This window comes from Streptomyces sp. NPDC088400 (genome assembly GCF_044753355.1).
GTDB lineage: Bacteria > Actinomycetota > Actinomycetes > Streptomycetales > Streptomycetaceae > Streptomyces.
Map to the genome: position 1 here is coordinate 54,604 of NZ_JBIVMZ010000010.1, position 13,453 is coordinate 68,056.

Sequence of the window (13,453 nt, forward strand, 5' to 3'; positions counted from 1 at the left end):
CCGGCCGCAGCACCGGTATCCGAGCACGTCAACGATTGAAGGATGGGATACGGATGACAGATTCGATGTGGCAGGGAAATAGCGTCGACTTGGACGCTTACCTGTCTCGCGTGGGGTACGTGGCCGACGTGGCTCCGGATCTCGCTACGCTGCGGGGCCTGCACGCCGCCCACGTCGACGCCATCGCCTTCGAGAACATTGACGCGATACTCGGGCGGGCGGTGCCCCTGGATCTGGAAAGTGTCCAGGAGAAGATCGTGCGACGTGGCCGCGGCGGCTGGTGTATGGAACAGGTCGTCCTGGTGGCAGCCGTGCTGGACCGGATCGGGTTCACCTTCTCCGCGCTCTCGGCCAGATCCCGCATCCGTACCGGAAACAAATTCGGCCCCGCCGTCCATGTCGCTCTGTGCGTCGAGTTGGACGGCGAACGCTGGCTCTTCGATGTGAGTTTCGGCGGATACGGGCTGCATGAGCCGATCCGGATCGCCGAGGGCGCACGGGTGGATGGCGACTGGTCCTTCGACATGGTGCGGGAACCGAACGGTGAACACGTCCTGCGATTCCTGAGGGCCGAGGGACCCGCGGAGATCTACGGGTTCACCACCGACGCGCGCTATCCGGCGGACTTCGAGATCCTCAACCACTTCTGCCTGAGCCACCCTCGCTCACCGTTCAACCACCGGACGATCCTCCAGCGCACACAGCCCACCATGCGGACCGTCCTCATCGGCAACACGCTCACAGAAATTCGGCCCGGCGAGCCGGCGACTCACCGTGAACTCGACGAGGACGAGACGCTTTCCGCTCCCGAGAAGATCTTCGGGGTCACCTTGGAACCGGGCGACGTCCAGTCCCTCAAGACCATGGCCGGCACCGCGGGGGCCGGCCGGAACTGACCCGGACCGAGTGTCCGCCCGGCCTATTCATCGACAGTGGGGGAGGTCATAAGAATGATCAATCCAGAATTCGGGGCATTCTCCTTGGTGGAACGGCTGCGGTCGCTCCCGGAACACGATCCGAATGACGCAGTGGAGAACGCCATCCTCAGCAGGCTGGCCGACAACTGGAACCGGCGCGCTACGGTCAGGCGGCGGGAAGAAACTCTGGACGACGTGTTCGAGCAGGACAGGCCGGACTTCCCCGTAGCCCTGCTGCCTTTCCGGAATCACCCCACATATCTCGGTCTCGACGACGAGGTCAAGGCCAAGCTCCTCGCGTGGGGCTGGGTGGCGTTCAACAAGAACATCATGGACATCGAGCAGTACGTGGTCAACCCGGGGTTCAGTCTGATCGCCAGAGAAGCCTTCGACACGGGGCTGGACGAGTCCATGGCAATCTCGGTCACCCAAGCCATGGTTGATGAGCAATACCACACGCTGATGCACCTGAACGCCAGTGCCGTAACGCGTCGGCAACGCGGCTGGCGAATGCCCGATTCCGCACTTCCATTCGGATACAAAACGCGCCGGCACGCGCAACGGCTCTCCGCCGCCGAGACACCTGAGCATCAGGCTCTGGTCTCACTCGCCTTCACCACGGTTGCGGAGGTCTCGATAAACGCCCACCTGGACCTCATCGCCGAGGATCACGAGATCCAGCCCGTCAACCGCCTGACGGCCGTGCTGCACAACCGTGACGAATACTGTCACGCCTCCATCGCGAACACCGTCGTTCAGGAAGCGTGGAAGCGTTTCACCGCCGGACAACGCGGCTACTTCCTCGCCGCGTTGGCCGACGGGATGGAGGCGTTCGCCGCCCACGACTTCACGACCTGGGCAAGGATCATGGAACTGCTCGGAGTGGAGGGGGGCGGACAGATGCTGCAAGACATCCAGAACGCCTCCGGCAGTGGACGGCTCCTCCAGGACTTCAGCGGGCTGTGGCAACTGTGCCAAGAGCTGGATGTCGTCGACTCCGTCCCCTTCGACTGGTCGACGGTGGCGACCGACGCCCCCTGACGACCACCGAACACGCCGCACCTGATGTCCCCGTCAAGTAAGAGAAGCAGCGAGCCAATGGACCGGGAGGTGCCCGCACTCTCCTCTCTTCCGGCTCCGACAACCACCTGGTGCTAACCCATGCGCGTCCTGCTGATCGACAACTACGATTCCTACACCTACAACCTGTACCAGCTCCTAGCGAAGGTGTACGGCGTCCCGCCCGTCGTCGTACGGAACGACGTTGCGGAATGGGACCACCTCGATCTGAACGGTTTCGATGCCGCGGTCATCTCGCCGGGACCGGGGCACCCGGCCATCCCTCGCGACTTCGGCCGCTCCCGCGACGTCCTGGAGCACGCCGCGCTTCCGGTCCTGGGCGTGTGCCTCGGGCACCAGGGCATGGGACTCCTGGCGGACGCGCGGGTTGTCCCCGCCCCGCAGCCCCGGCACGGATACCTGTCCACGATCCAGCACAGCGGTGACGGACTCTTCGCCGGTATCCCGCAGGAGTTCACCGCCGTGCGCTACCACTCACTGAGCATCGCCGAACCCGTGCCCGCCCACCTCCGGATCACCGCGCGAGCCGAGGACGGAGTGGTCATGGGCCTGGCCCACCGGGATCGGCCCTGGTGGGGGGTGCAGTTCCACCCCGAGTCCATCTGCACGGAGCACGGTGCCCTCCTCATGGAGAACTTCCGTGACCTGGCATTCGCCTCGGGCTCACGCGAGGGCGGTGCCGGCATCCGGGGCCGCCACGTCGGCGCCGGTACCCAAGACCGCCAAGCCGGCACCGGCACCGAGGAGTTGACCGCGTCCGTCACACCGTCGGCTCCGCACCCGCGCCCCGTACAACTCCAGGCGCAGACCGGCATCCTGGACAGAGCGGTCGACGCCGAGGCCGCGTTCCTGGCCCTGTACGGCGCCGACGCACGCTCCTTCTGGCTGGACAGCTCGCACGTCGAACCGGGCCTGGCCCGCTTCTCCTTCTTCGGCTCCGCGGAAGAGCCCGGAACCGAGATGCTGACCTACCGTGTGGAAGACGAGCATGTCGTCGTGGACCCGGCGGGAGGTATTCCCCGTCCGGAAGACGGCACCATCTTCGACGCCCTCAACCGCCGCACCGGCCGCGTGATCACCGGTGCCGAGGAGCTGCCCTTCGATTTCATCGGCGGCTACGTCGGTTACTTCGGTTACGAGTTGAAGGCCGTTCTCGGCGCCCGTCGCACCCACCGGTCCCAGACTCCGGACGCCGTGTGGCTTCAAGCCGACCGCTTCATCGCCGTGGACCACGCCGAGAACCGTACCTATGTCGTCGCCGTGTGCGAGCAGCAGGACGTGGACGCCGCCGAGAAGTGGATCAGCACCGTACTCCCCACACTGGCCGACCTGCCCACAGCACAGACTGAGACGTCTCCGCCGCCCAGCGCCGAAAACCATGACGCGTCGAAACGACTGGTACGCCCCCGCACCCAGTACCTGGACGACATCCGTGAGTGCGATCGACTCCTGCGGGAGGGCGTGAGCTACGAAATATGCCTCACCAACAAACTCCGCCTGCCCGCGCCGACGAACGATGTCGCCTACTACCAGCGCCTGCGCCGACTGAACCCCGCTCCCTACGCCGCGTTCCTGCGCCTCGGCGAGGTCACGGTCTTCAGCTCCTCACCCGAGCGATTCCTCAAGGTGGACGCCGCTGGCCTGGTGGAGACCAAACCGATCAAGGGAACAGCGCCCCGCCACCCGGACCCGCGGACCGATGACGAGAGGCGGCGCTCCTTGCAGATGGATCCCAAGACGCGCGCGGAGAATCTCATGATCGTGGATCTGCTCCGCAACGACCTCGGACAGATCTGCGAGATCGGCAGCGTCGCTGTCCCGGCGCTCATGGTGACGGAGTCGTACGCCACCGTGCACCAGTTGGTCTCCACGGTCACCGGGACGCTGCGCGACGACACGTCCGCCGTGGACGCGGTACGGGCATGCTTTCCCGGCGGATCCATGACGGGAGCGCCGAAGCTACGCACGATGGAGATCATCGACACGCTGGAGGACGAAGCCCGCGGAGTCTACTCCGGAGCCATCGGCTTCATCGGATACACGGGAACCACCGACCTCAGCATCACCATCCGCACCGCCGTAAGCCACGATGGTGAGTTGACCATCGGCGCGGGTGGCGCCATTGTCCTCGACTCCGACCCCGAGGCGGAGTACGAGGAGATGCTGCTCAAGGCCCAAGCGACCCTGCGGGCACTGCCGAAGGCGAGGGTTCCGGGCTCGTAGACGCCGCGGGTCCGGTGAATACGTGAGCGAGCCCCCGGCCAGATTGTGGTCACCGGGGGCTCGTTGCTGTCGTAGATCCCCGTCGTAGCCGCCCGCGCGCCCCGCGCAGGCCTGATCCGAACGAGAGACCCCGAGAGACCCGAGAGCCCCCAGGGGCTGTCCCGCACAGGAGCGGGACAGCCGCCCGTGGTGTCATCGCAGGTTGCGACGGAGCTCGTGGGGGAGGGCGAAGGTGATGGACTCGTCGGCGGTCGTCACGGTCTCGACATCGTCGTAGCCGCGCTCGGCGAGCCATTGCAGTACGCCGTCGACCAGGACGTCGGGGGCGGAGGCGCCGGAGGACAGTCCCACCGTGCTGACGCCCTCCAGCCAGGCCTCGTCGATCTCGTGAGCGAAGTCGACCAGATGGGCGGCGGGCGCGCCGGCGTCGAGGGCGACCTCGACCATGCGGACGGAGTTGGAGGAGTTCTTGGAGCCGACGATGATGACGAGTTCGGCGTCCTCGGCGAGTTTCTTCACCGCGGTCTGGCGGTTCTGCGTGGCGTAGCAGATGTCGTCGCTGGGCGGGGAGGTCAGGTTCGGGAAGCGTGTCTTGAGGGCATCGACGGTTTCCATGGTCTCGTCGACGGAGAGGGTGGTCTGGGAGAGCCAGACGACTTTGGATTCGTCGCGCACCGACAGATCCGCGACGTCGTCGGGTCCGTCGACCAGGGTGATGTGGTCGGGGGCTTCACCGCTGGTGCCGATGACCTCTTCGTGTCCTTCGTGGCCGATCAGGAGGATGTCGTAGTCCTCCCGTGCGTACCAGACGGCTTCCTTGTGGACTTTGGTGACCAGCGGGCAGGTCGCGTCGATGGTCGCGAGGTTGCGCTCGGCGGCTTCGGCATGGACGGTCGGGGCGACGCCGTGGGCGGACAGCAGGACGATGGCTCCCTCGGGTACCTCGTCCGTGCGTTCGACGAATATGGCGCCCTTGTCCCGCAGGGTCTGCACGACGTGTTTGTTGTGCACGATCTCGTGGCGGACGTAGATGGGCGCCCCGTACTGTTCCAGGGCCTTCTCGACGGCGAGCACGGCGCGGTCCACGCCCGCGCACCAGCCGCGGGGAGAGGCGAGCAGGACGCGGCGGGGGTGTGCGGCCGGTTCGGATGCTGCGGGCGAGTTCGTCATGTGGTCCTCGACGTTGTGGGGAAGGTCAGGGAACGCAGTACGGCCGTGATGTGGAGTGGAGTGGAGGGACGGTGTGTCCAGGGTGATGAGTGCGTTCTGGCGCCGCTGGGCGATGATCGCGGGGCGCGTCGAAGACGCGGTGCGGGGCGATGGTCAGTTCCACTGCACCCAGGTCGGGACCCGGATGGCCGCCCGACGCACAGACCTTGGGGTCACGGGCGGCTCGGTAATGGCATCGCGCATCAGGGGTCGCAGCTGAAGCAGCACCACGCTACGGTATCTGACGGCCCGTACGGCTGAACAGGCAGCGAACAGACCGTGGTGACACGTGAGTTGACCGCAGGTCGACCTGGGGGTTGCTCGTGCTGTAAGAGGTCATCTCAATTGGCTCGGCAGGCTGTGGGTCGTGTCGAAGGCCAGAGTGTCGGCCACATTGCACCGGCTGGTCCTGGACGAGCTCGGCTCCCGTAGCGAGCTCGACTGGTCGCGATGCGCGATCGACTCGGTGAACATGCGGGCCGTGAAACGGGGGACCCGACCGGTCCGAATTCTGTCGACCGGGGCAAGTACGGCTCGTAGATCCATCTGATCACCGAGCAGACCGGTCCGCCCATTCCTGTCGGGATATCCGGCGCCAACCTGCACGACGGACAAGCCCTGATCCCGCTCGTGAAGCGTATGCCTCCGATCTGCTCCCGCCGGGGCCGGCGACGCCGCAAGCCCGGCAAGCTCCACGCCGACAAGGGATACGACTACCGCCACCTGCGGCAATGGCTTCCCGGCGAGGCATCCGGCATCGCATCGCCAGCACAGGCGCCGAAACCTCGCAGCGGCTCGGCCGGTACCGGTGGATCATTTGAGCGAACGATGACTTGGCTCGCCGGATGCCGTCGCCTCCACCGCCGCTACGAGCCCATGGCCGATCACCTTCCGGCCTTCACGAGCATCGCCTGCACCCTGATCTGCCACCACAGACTGACCGAATGAGATGACCTCTTAACGCTCCGGACGTGATCGTGGAACGGATCGGCCCTCTCTCATGCGCAGGATCAAGGTGACCGCGTCCTCCGAGCGGGTTCCGGGAGTCAGGACTTCCTGCAAGAGGAGGCCGCGAATCGCGGCAATGGTGACGGTGGCCACATCCCGAGCTTCCTTCGTGCCGAGCCCTTCGCGTTCCGCGAGTGAGGACAGCGTCACGGTCAGGTCGCCGATCGACTCTACGAACTCACGGAAGTCCTCGGGGCGGTACGCGGCCAGTCCGACGACGTAGAAGAAGCCGCGGGCACGCGACAGCTGCTCTGGCCGGGTGTAAGTACGCCAGATCGCCACAACGAAATCGTCGAAGGTGCCCTGCTGGGCGGCCTCCAAAAGTGCCTCGTTGTCACGGGATCGCTGCGCCTTGAGCATGGCGGCCAAGACGCCCGAGAGTGACCCGAAGTGGTATCGCAACAGGGCGTGGCTGGTCTCGATCCGGGCGGCGATCTCACGGAGCGACATCTCCGGCGGGGGAAGGGCCTCGCCGAAGGCGTCGAGAAGGCTTGCCAGGAGTCGCTCGCGCGCGCTGCCCCTGCGTTCCGAGGTTGACAGGATCACTCCCACAGTTTATCCATTGGAAAAGAAGGCTTGGCGGTTCCGTGTTGCTTCGCACATGGTCGCAGTCAGCTCGCAACGGCGGAGGATCGACTATGGGACCTGCTCATGTAGTCGGCGCGGCGGTCATCGACGGATCGGGGCGCGATCCCAGCAACCTCGACATCACTATCGGGAACGGCCGCATCACCCAACTCGGCGCCTCCAGCGCGCACGGCGAGCGTCTCGATGCCGAGGGATTGACGATGACGCCCGGCCTGATCGACGCTCACGTCCACCTGGGCCTGTCGAGCCCCATCCAGCCGCACTTCTCGTTTCGGACAAGCGCCGCCGAGATCGCGGCGGACATCTTCGCCACGGCCAGCGCGACGCTCGACGCCGGCTTCACCACCGTTCGCGACACCGGCGGGATCGACGGCGGTGTCGTCACCGCGATCGCGAAGGGCAAGGTCAGAGGGCCGCGCGTCCTGTCGTGCGGACCTGTTCAGTGCCAGATCGGCGGGCACGGCTACTACGGAGCCGAATGGGAACCCACCGAACTGTGCGCGCAGCCACACCTCGTTCTTTGGAACGGCAACCCGCTCGAAGACCCAGAACTGTTCTCCGACCCCACCAACGCCGTCCTCGTAATCCAGGCTGGCCAAATCGTAAAGGACCTCAGATGAGCACCATGTGGCAGGGCTGCCTCGCCCACACCGACTACTTCGAGATGCGCTCCAGCGGTGGGCACGACTACGGCGTCTGGGTCACCACGCCACCGCGCTACGACCCTGCCGCGGCGCAAGCGCCTGTCGTGTACGTGCTCGACGGCAACTGGGCCGTGGGCATGACCGCCCCACTCATCGTCACGCAGTTGGACCCCATGCAGTCGATTCAGCCCTACGTCCAAGTCAGCGTGGGTTACGCAGGCGAGGAAGCAGGGCACTGGGAGCGGTTGCGCAACCGCGACCTCGTGCCCCCCGGCGAACCCATCGCGAAGGAGTACATCGATGCGGTGGAGATGGGGGTCGGAGCGGGCACGATGACTCGCGAGCAAGCCGACGCCTACCTCGCTGAGTTGAGCGACAGCCGCGGGGATATGTTCCTGAACTTCCTTACCGACGACCTGCACTCGCGGATCGAACGCGACTACGGCACAGCCCCGAGCGGTCACGGCCTCTTCGGCTATTCCTACGGCGGGCTCTTCAGTCTCTACGCCTGGCTCACCAATAGCACCTTCTTCGAGAGCATCGGTGCGGGCAGCCCCGGCATTGTCAATGCAGACAGTCAGGTCTTCGCTCGTCTTCAAGCAATGGGTGACACCCTGCCTGCTACCAAGCTTCACGTGACCTTCAACGACCGAGAGATCCTCGGAGACTTGGCGGTCTACCAGAATCTCGCGAAGAACGCGGCCACGTTCCTTCACCGCCTCACCTCACGCGGCGGATCCGTCACCAGCGCACTCATGCACGAAACGCACGTGACTGGGCTGCAGGCATCGTTCCTCAGCTACCTCAGGACCTGCCGTGCACAGTAGGACCGTGTCCTGTGTGGTGAGCCGGGTCAGCCGTTTGTAGCTGCGGAGGGCGGCGGCGAGGCCGGGGAAGGCGAGGTAGCTGCGGGATTGGTGTTCGTATCGGTGGTTGAGTCTGCGGTAACCGGTCAACCACGAGATGGTCTGCTCGATCCCACAACGACGACGCCCTCATCGCTCGCTGGATTCGATGCCTTTGCGTGCGATGCGGACGCCGATACGTTTATGGCGAAGTCATTTACGCAGGTCAGGTACATCGTAGGCTTGACCCGGAACCACTCCGCGTTGCGGCTCAACGGGCCTGATCGTCAGGGGCTTCAGCTGTCGGAACCCGGCGACGGCAGAACACCGGGCAGGAAGGGCTCCACGCCGACGACACGGCGTACCCGAGAGGGCTCGATCACTACGGTGACCCGCTGCTCGCCGGGGAGCAGCCACGGGTAGCGCTCGGCTCCCAGGTACGTACGGGTGAGCCCGTCCATGTCCCGCTCCGCCTGCGGCCCTTCCACGAACCGGACGGCCCGGCCACGGATCTGTACGCGGTCGTAGGGGTTGTCCGGATCGGCGTGGGAGAGACACACACGCGGATCATTGCGCAGGTTCCGCTCTTTGACCCGGCCGATCGAGGTGTTGAAGAAGACCAGGTCGCCGTCCAGCCCGACCCACATCGGGCTGATGTGCGGCGAACCGTCCGGAGCGGTGGTGGCGACGTACCAGATGGTGGGCGCCTCGATCCGCGCGCGGATCTCCTGGGTCAGCCCGGTGTCGCTCGCGTCGGTGCTCACGCTCATGCGAGATCACCGTCTTTGACGGCGGTGACGAAGGTGGTCCAGCCGGGGTTACGGAAGGGGATGGCGGGGCCGTGGGGGTTCTTGCTGTCGCGGACGGGGACGGCGGTGGGGTGGCCGTCGGAGACCTCGACGCAGGCGCCATCTCCGTTGTTGCTGTAGCTCGACTTGCGCCAGGTGGGCAGAGCGGAAGCGTCAGGAATCATGGTCACCTTCGTACTCCCCAAGATACTTGCGGATCAAATCGGAGACCGTCCTCCGGCAGAGCCAGAGGTCGGCATGTCGAAGCCCTGAGTCTCAGACCAGGTCGCCGTCTTTGACGGCGGTGACGAAGGCGGTCCAGCCGGGGTTACGGAAGGGGATGGCGGGGCCGTGGGGGTTCTTGCTGTCGCGGACGGGGACGGTGGTGGGGTGGCCGTCGGAGACCTCGACGCATCCGCCCTCCGCGTTTTCGCTGTGGCTCGACTTGCGCCAGGTGGGCAGAGCGGAAGCGTCAGGAATCGAGTTCATCTTCATACTCTTTCAGGTATCTGCGGATCAGGTCGAGAGAGTCGTCATCCGTCAGCGCCATTGAGCGGACCAGGTCGAAGCGCTCCGTCAGCGCAACGACCCTGCTTGTCGAATGTACTCCCTCGCCTGACGCGAAGCTCTCGACCTGCGCGATCGTCCCACCTTCCTTCAGCGTCATAAGAGTCAGGCACCCACCCAGCATGGTGTGCATCCCCTTGGTAAAGGGGAGGACCTGGATCGTGACCCGAGGCCTGGCCGCCATCCGCACGAGGTGGCGCAGTTGTTCAACCATGCGCCCTGCGGCCATCATCGGCCGCTTCAGGGCCGCTTCATCCATGATGGCCCAGTAGGACAGGGGCTCCTCGCGTTCGAAGATGCGCTGCCTGCGCATACGGAGCGCGACGCGTTCGTCCAGCCCCTCTTCCGATTCGCTGATGAGGGCTCTGCGGAACAACTCCCGTGCGTATTCCTCTGTCTGGAGCAGGCCGGGGACATGGCTACTCGTGAAGACCTGAATGCGTACGGCGTTCGGCTCCTTACTGAGGAACGTGCGGCTGTATTCGGGAATCAGTGAGTCGTGCGCCATCTCCAGCAGCTCAGTCAACACCCCGTCGCTGTCGAACAATTCGTCCAGCAGATTCACGAGGGCCTCAGAGGGTAGCTGATCCCCCAACTCCACCCGGCCTAGATAGCTGTGCGAGTACCGGCCCGCGTGTTCGGAGAGCTGACGGAGCGACAATCCCTTACGTTCTCGCAGGCGACGTACCCGTCTGCCCAGCCTCAACCGTGGTGTGAGCTTGCCCGATTCATTGTTCAACTCCACTGGGATCGAACCTTCTTTCGCCCAAGTCGCTGTCTCCTGAAACCTTCGGTGACAGCTCGGATATGTACCCACTGTGCCCGATAGGGGAGGGTGATAGCTACCCCTTCCCGGTATCGGGATCGCCGAAGTGAGGCTATTCCGTTGGGAATTCAATAAACGCCGTGGGGTCGGTTCCGCATGCCAACTCGCCACAAAGAAAGACCCTCGCGACGTTGTAGGGACGTCCGAGGGCGTGGCCAACGCTGAAGTGGAGCGTCAACAATAATGAATCTTATCGCCCGTTTCTTCGATTCGCTGTGGCGATTCCTGGATTCACCTCCGCGTCGAGGACGGCTCGCCCCCGCCGCCCCGCCTCAACTGGCCGTTCACCGCTCGGTGATCGTCTTCGTACATGGGTGCGGACTCGCCGGGGGCGTCGGTCACAGCGCGCTGCTGATTCCCTGCGTCCGCCACGAGTTCGAGCGCTGGGACCGCGCCGAGCAGCGGCTGCGGCGGAGGCTCGTGCGGAACTTCTGGGTGGCCAACTTCCGTACGGAGATGGCCTGATGTCGTACGGACCGGACGTGAACCCCGAGGCGAATCCCGGCCCGGCCCCGGAGGCGGGCAATCCCAACTCCCCTTGCTTCGGGGCCGTCGTGCTCCGCTGGAACCGGCATCCCAGCTGCGTCGGGCTCGCGCGTCTGGAGTTGCGCAAGGCGCTCGCCTCGTGGGGGCTGGGGATGCTGGAGGACTCCGCGGTGCTGATCCTCTCCGAACTGCTCACCAACGCCGCCCGCCACGCCCGGGTGTCGCACGGGCGGGAGATCGAGACCCGGTACGTCCGCCGGCTGTGCGGTGGGCTCCGTATCGAGGTGCACGACGCCTCCCCCGAACAGCCTCAGCGGCGCTCCCCGGAGCTGGACGCCACCGACGGCCGGGGGCTCGTCATCGTGGACGCGCTCGCCGATGCCTGGGGTGTCGGTGAGCGCAACGGGCCCGGCAAGGTTCTCTGGGCCCACCTCTCTCCGCCGCCCGCCGGCTCAGCTCCGTGAGATAGCCGTACAGAGCCCCGGCCCGTCGGGCGGATTCCAGTGATCGTGGCGGCCGGGGCTCGGTGGTGACGGCGGAGATGGAGGGAAAGGGACGGTCATAGCTGTGCGGCCGTGCGGATCAGTCCGGCCAGGGCGAGGGAGCGGCTGTGCGCGGGCCAGGCGAGGTGGGTGACGACGGCGGGTGCGTCGGTCAGGGGGACGGCGGTGTGCTCGGCCCACAGCCAGGCGCGGGCGGAGTCGGGGAAGACGGCCGCGGTGCGTCCGAGGGCGATCAGTTGGGCCAGCTGTGTCTGGTCGTGGATCTCGGGGCCCGGGCCGGGTGGGTATATGCCGTGGCGGGGCCAGCGGGCGAGCGGGAGACCGGGGATGTCGCTGATGTCGGCCAGGGACAGTGTCGTGCGCGCGGCGAGAGGGTGCCTGGCGGGCAGGATGGCGCTCTGTCCCTCGGTCAGGAGTTCCTCGCTGTCGAATCCGGCGAGGGAGTTGAACGGCGCGTGCATGAACGCCGCGTCGGCGCGGCCGTCGCGCAGCATCTCTTCCTGCTCGCACATGCCGCTCGGCAGCACTTCGATCTCGGCGGCATCGGGCTCGGCCGCGTAGGCGTCGAGAAGCTTCCGCAGCAGTTCGTGGGACCCGGCGGCCTTCACGGCCAGCACCAGACGGTTGCGGGGGCCGCCCGGGCTGTCGGCGCCACCGGCGCGACGGGTGCGGCGGGCGGCGGCGGTCGTCGCGTCGAGGGCCGCGCGGCCCTCGTGCAGCAGCACCTCTCCGGCGCCGGTCAGGGAGACGCCGCGGCGGTTGCGTTCCAGCAGGCGGACGCCGAGTCGCCGCTCAAGCTGCTGGATCGCCCGGGACAGCGGCGGCTGGGCGATGCCCAGGCGCTCGGCGGCGCGGCCGAAGTGCAGTTCCTCGGCGACGGCCGTGAAGTACCTCAGCTCGCGGGTCTCCAGCGTGTCCACGGCCGCACCCTACCCAAGTGATACCCACCGGGTATGACAGGGCACCGTATCGGTGTTGGCCGGACCGCTCGTGTGCGGGCGAGCATCGGCGGCATGAGCGAAACGAAGATCGCGCTGGTGACCGGCGCGAACAAGGGAATCGGGTACGAGATCGCGACCGGGCTCGGCGCCCTCGGGTACCGCGTGGGCGTGGGAGCCCGCGACGATGCCCGGCGCGAGACCGCCGTAGAGAAGCTGCGCGCCGCCGGGGTGGACGCCTTCGGGGTGCCGCTGGACGTGACCGCTGACCGGAGCGTCACGGACGCCGCGGAACTGGTGGAACGGCAGGCCGGGCGCCTGGACGTCCTGGTCAACAACGCCGGCATCTCAGGAGAGACGGGTCCGGGGTGGGGACAGGACCCGACCACGCTCGACCTCGATGTGCTCCGCACGGTCGTGGAGACCAACGTCGTCGGTGTCATCCGGGTGACCAACGCGATGCTGCCGCTGCTGCGCCGCTCGACGTCGCCACGCATCGTCAACGTCTCCAGTTCCGTGGGCTCCCTGGCCCGGCAGGCGGACCCGGACATCGAGATCGGCCCCGTCATGGCGGCCTACGCGCCGTCGAAGTCGTTCCTCAACGCCGTCACCGTGCAGTACGCCCGGCAGTTCACCGGTACGAACATCCTGATCAACGCCGCCTGCCCGGGGCTGGTCGCCACCGACTTCACCGGCTTCCACGGCCCCCGCACTCCCGAGCAGGGCGCAGCCACAGTGATCCGGCTCGCCACGCTGCCCGACGACGGCCCGACCGGCTCGTTCTTCGAGGACGACGGCGTCGTCCCCTGGTGACCGCCTGACCGCCTGACC

Annotated in this window: 15 protein-coding genes and 3 pseudogenes; 9 read left to right on the top strand and 9 right to left on the bottom strand. The window is 66.4% G+C overall.

Annotation, left to right across the window (positions count from 1 at the left end; genetic code table 11):
• The first annotated feature begins 53 nt into the window (after positions 1-53).
• From ACIQD6_RS24385 to pabB, 3 genes are all read left to right on the top strand, one after another.
• A complete protein-coding gene (locus ACIQD6_RS24385; protein WP_401885685.1) occupies positions 54-896 on the top strand; it encodes an arylamine N-acetyltransferase in 843 nt (280 codons plus the stop codon).
• 54 nt (positions 897-950) lie between these two features.
• Complete coding sequence (locus ACIQD6_RS24390) at positions 951-1,958, top strand: diiron oxygenase (protein ID WP_401885688.1); 1,008 nt, start codon at positions 951-953, stop codon at positions 1,956-1,958.
• Between the two features lie 120 nt (positions 1,959-2,078).
• The gene (gene pabB, locus ACIQD6_RS24395) at positions 2,079-4,220 is read left to right on the top strand and encodes an aminodeoxychorismate synthase component I (RefSeq protein WP_401885690.1); all 2,142 of its coding nucleotides are present in this window, start codon (positions 2,079-2,081) and stop codon (positions 4,218-4,220) included.
• 192 nt (positions 4,221-4,412) lie between these two features.
• Here pabB and ACIQD6_RS24400 read toward each other — a convergent pair whose 3' ends face one another.
• Together ACIQD6_RS24400 and ACIQD6_RS24405 are read right to left on the bottom strand one after the other, a co-directional pair.
• Positions 4,413-5,390, bottom strand: a complete 978-nt coding sequence (locus ACIQD6_RS24400; RefSeq protein ID WP_401885691.1) for a 4-hydroxy-3-methylbut-2-enyl diphosphate reductase — start codon at positions 5,388-5,390, stop codon at positions 4,413-4,415.
• A 25-nt stretch (positions 5,391-5,415) separates the two neighbouring features.
• Positions 5,416-5,586: pseudogene (locus ACIQD6_RS24405) on the bottom strand (1-deoxy-D-xylulose-5-phosphate synthase N-terminal domain-containing protein); the annotation flags it as partial.
• Positions 5,587-5,799: 213 nt separating this feature from the next.
• Between ACIQD6_RS24405 and ACIQD6_RS24410 the strand changes: the two are divergent.
• Positions 5,800-6,377 (top strand): annotated as a pseudogene (locus tag ACIQD6_RS24410) (IS5 family transposase); the annotation flags it as partial.
• A 9-nt stretch (positions 6,378-6,386) separates the two neighbouring features.
• Here ACIQD6_RS24410 and ACIQD6_RS24415 read toward each other — a convergent pair.
• Positions 6,387-6,989: a TetR/AcrR family transcriptional regulator gene (locus ACIQD6_RS24415; RefSeq protein WP_401885694.1), complete on the bottom strand. Its 603-nt coding sequence runs from the start codon at positions 6,987-6,989 to the stop codon at positions 6,387-6,389.
• Positions 6,990-7,075: 86 nt separating this feature from the next.
• Between ACIQD6_RS24415 and ACIQD6_RS24420 the strand changes: the two genes are divergently transcribed.
• Together ACIQD6_RS24420 and ACIQD6_RS24425 are read left to right on the top strand one after the other, a co-directional pair.
• Positions 7,076-7,645, top strand: coding sequence for an amidohydrolase family protein (locus ACIQD6_RS24420; RefSeq protein WP_401885696.1), 570 nt, complete (start codon positions 7,076-7,078; stop codon positions 7,643-7,645).
• Positions 7,642-8,496: an alpha/beta hydrolase gene (locus ACIQD6_RS24425; RefSeq protein ID WP_401885697.1), complete on the top strand. Its 855-nt coding sequence runs from the start codon at positions 7,642-7,644 to the stop codon at positions 8,494-8,496. The genes ACIQD6_RS24420 and ACIQD6_RS24425 overlap by 4 nt, the downstream gene beginning before the upstream one ends.
• Positions 8,497-8,508: 12 nt before the next feature.
• Here the strand turns inward: ACIQD6_RS24425 and ACIQD6_RS24430 are convergent.
• From ACIQD6_RS24430 to ACIQD6_RS24450, 5 genes and pseudogenes are all read right to left on the bottom strand, one after another.
• A pseudogene (locus tag ACIQD6_RS24430) lies at positions 8,509-8,796 on the bottom strand (IS5/IS1182 family transposase); the annotation flags it as partial.
• 14 nt (positions 8,797-8,810) lie between these two features.
• Positions 8,811-9,284, bottom strand: a complete 474-nt coding sequence (locus ACIQD6_RS24435) for a PPOX class F420-dependent oxidoreductase (RefSeq protein WP_401885700.1) — start codon at positions 9,282-9,284, stop codon at positions 8,811-8,813.
• Complete coding sequence (locus tag ACIQD6_RS24440) at positions 9,281-9,487, bottom strand: DUF397 domain-containing protein (RefSeq protein WP_401885702.1); 207 nt, start codon at positions 9,485-9,487, stop codon at positions 9,281-9,283. The genes ACIQD6_RS24435 and ACIQD6_RS24440 overlap by 4 nt, the downstream gene beginning before the upstream one ends.
• 91 nt (positions 9,488-9,578) lie before the next feature.
• Entirely contained in the window at positions 9,579-9,791 is a 213-nt protein-coding gene (locus ACIQD6_RS24445; protein WP_401885705.1) for a DUF397 domain-containing protein, read from the bottom strand.
• On the bottom strand, positions 9,775-10,806 hold the full coding sequence (locus tag ACIQD6_RS24450) for a Scr1 family TA system antitoxin-like transcriptional regulator (RefSeq protein ID WP_401885707.1): 1,032 nt from the start codon (positions 10,804-10,806) through the stop codon (positions 9,775-9,777). The genes ACIQD6_RS24445 and ACIQD6_RS24450 overlap by 17 nt, the downstream gene beginning before the upstream one ends.
• Before the next feature lie 72 nt (positions 10,807-10,878).
• Here ACIQD6_RS24450 and ACIQD6_RS24455 point away from each other — a divergent pair, with 72 nt between their 5' ends.
• Together ACIQD6_RS24455 and ACIQD6_RS24460 are read left to right on the top strand one after the other, a co-directional pair.
• Entirely contained in the window at positions 10,879-11,160 is a 282-nt protein-coding gene (locus ACIQD6_RS24455) for a hypothetical protein (protein WP_401885710.1), read from the top strand.
• Positions 11,160-11,645, top strand: coding sequence for an ATP-binding protein (locus tag ACIQD6_RS24460; protein ID WP_401885712.1), 486 nt, complete (start codon positions 11,160-11,162; stop codon positions 11,643-11,645). The genes ACIQD6_RS24455 and ACIQD6_RS24460 overlap by 1 nt, the downstream gene beginning before the upstream one ends.
• A gap of 95 nt (positions 11,646-11,740) precedes the next feature.
• On the opposite strand, the gene ACIQD6_RS24465 is transcribed toward ACIQD6_RS24460, so the two are convergent.
• Positions 11,741-12,604, bottom strand: coding sequence for a LysR family transcriptional regulator (locus tag ACIQD6_RS24465; RefSeq protein WP_401885715.1), 864 nt, complete (start codon positions 12,602-12,604; stop codon positions 11,741-11,743).
• Between the two features lie 93 nt (positions 12,605-12,697).
• On the opposite strand from ACIQD6_RS24465, the gene ACIQD6_RS24470 reads away from it, so the two are divergent.
• Positions 12,698-13,435: an SDR family oxidoreductase gene (locus ACIQD6_RS24470; protein ID WP_401885717.1), complete on the top strand. Its 738-nt coding sequence runs from the start codon at positions 12,698-12,700 to the stop codon at positions 13,433-13,435.
• The last annotated feature ends 18 nt before the right edge of the window (positions 13,436-13,453 follow it).

Excerpts from the sequence above, each read along its gene's own strand:
- ACIQD6_RS24385 (WP_401885685.1), top strand. The coding sequence starts at position 54 with ATGACAGATTCGATGTGGCAGGGAAATAGCGTCGACTTGGACGCTTAC.
- ACIQD6_RS24390 (WP_401885688.1), top strand. The coding sequence starts at position 951 with ATGATCAATCCAGAATTCGGGGCATTCTCCTTGGTGGAACGGCTGCGG.
- pabB (WP_401885690.1), top strand. The coding sequence starts at position 2,079 with ATGCGCGTCCTGCTGATCGACAACTACGATTCCTACACCTACAACCTG.
- ACIQD6_RS24400 (WP_401885691.1), bottom strand. The coding sequence starts at position 5,390 with ATGACGAACTCGCCCGCAGCATCCGAACCGGCCGCACACCCCCGCCGC.
- ACIQD6_RS24420 (WP_401885696.1), top strand. The coding sequence starts at position 7,076 with ATGGGACCTGCTCATGTAGTCGGCGCGGCGGTCATCGACGGATCGGGG.
- ACIQD6_RS24425 (WP_401885697.1), top strand. The coding sequence starts at position 7,642 with ATGAGCACCATGTGGCAGGGCTGCCTCGCCCACACCGACTACTTCGAG.
- ACIQD6_RS24435 (WP_401885700.1), bottom strand. The coding sequence starts at position 9,284 with ATGAGCGTGAGCACCGACGCGAGCGACACCGGGCTGACCCAGGAGATC.
- ACIQD6_RS24440 (WP_401885702.1), bottom strand. The coding sequence starts at position 9,487 with ATGATTCCTGACGCTTCCGCTCTGCCCACCTGGCGCAAGTCGAGCTAC.
- ACIQD6_RS24445 (WP_401885705.1), bottom strand. The coding sequence starts at position 9,791 with ATGAACTCGATTCCTGACGCTTCCGCTCTGCCCACCTGGCGCAAGTCG.
- ACIQD6_RS24455 (WP_401885710.1), top strand. The coding sequence starts at position 10,879 with ATGAATCTTATCGCCCGTTTCTTCGATTCGCTGTGGCGATTCCTGGAT.
- ACIQD6_RS24460 (WP_401885712.1), top strand. The coding sequence starts at position 11,160 with ATGTCGTACGGACCGGACGTGAACCCCGAGGCGAATCCCGGCCCGGCC.
- ACIQD6_RS24470 (WP_401885717.1), top strand. The coding sequence starts at position 12,698 with ATGAGCGAAACGAAGATCGCGCTGGTGACCGGCGCGAACAAGGGAATC.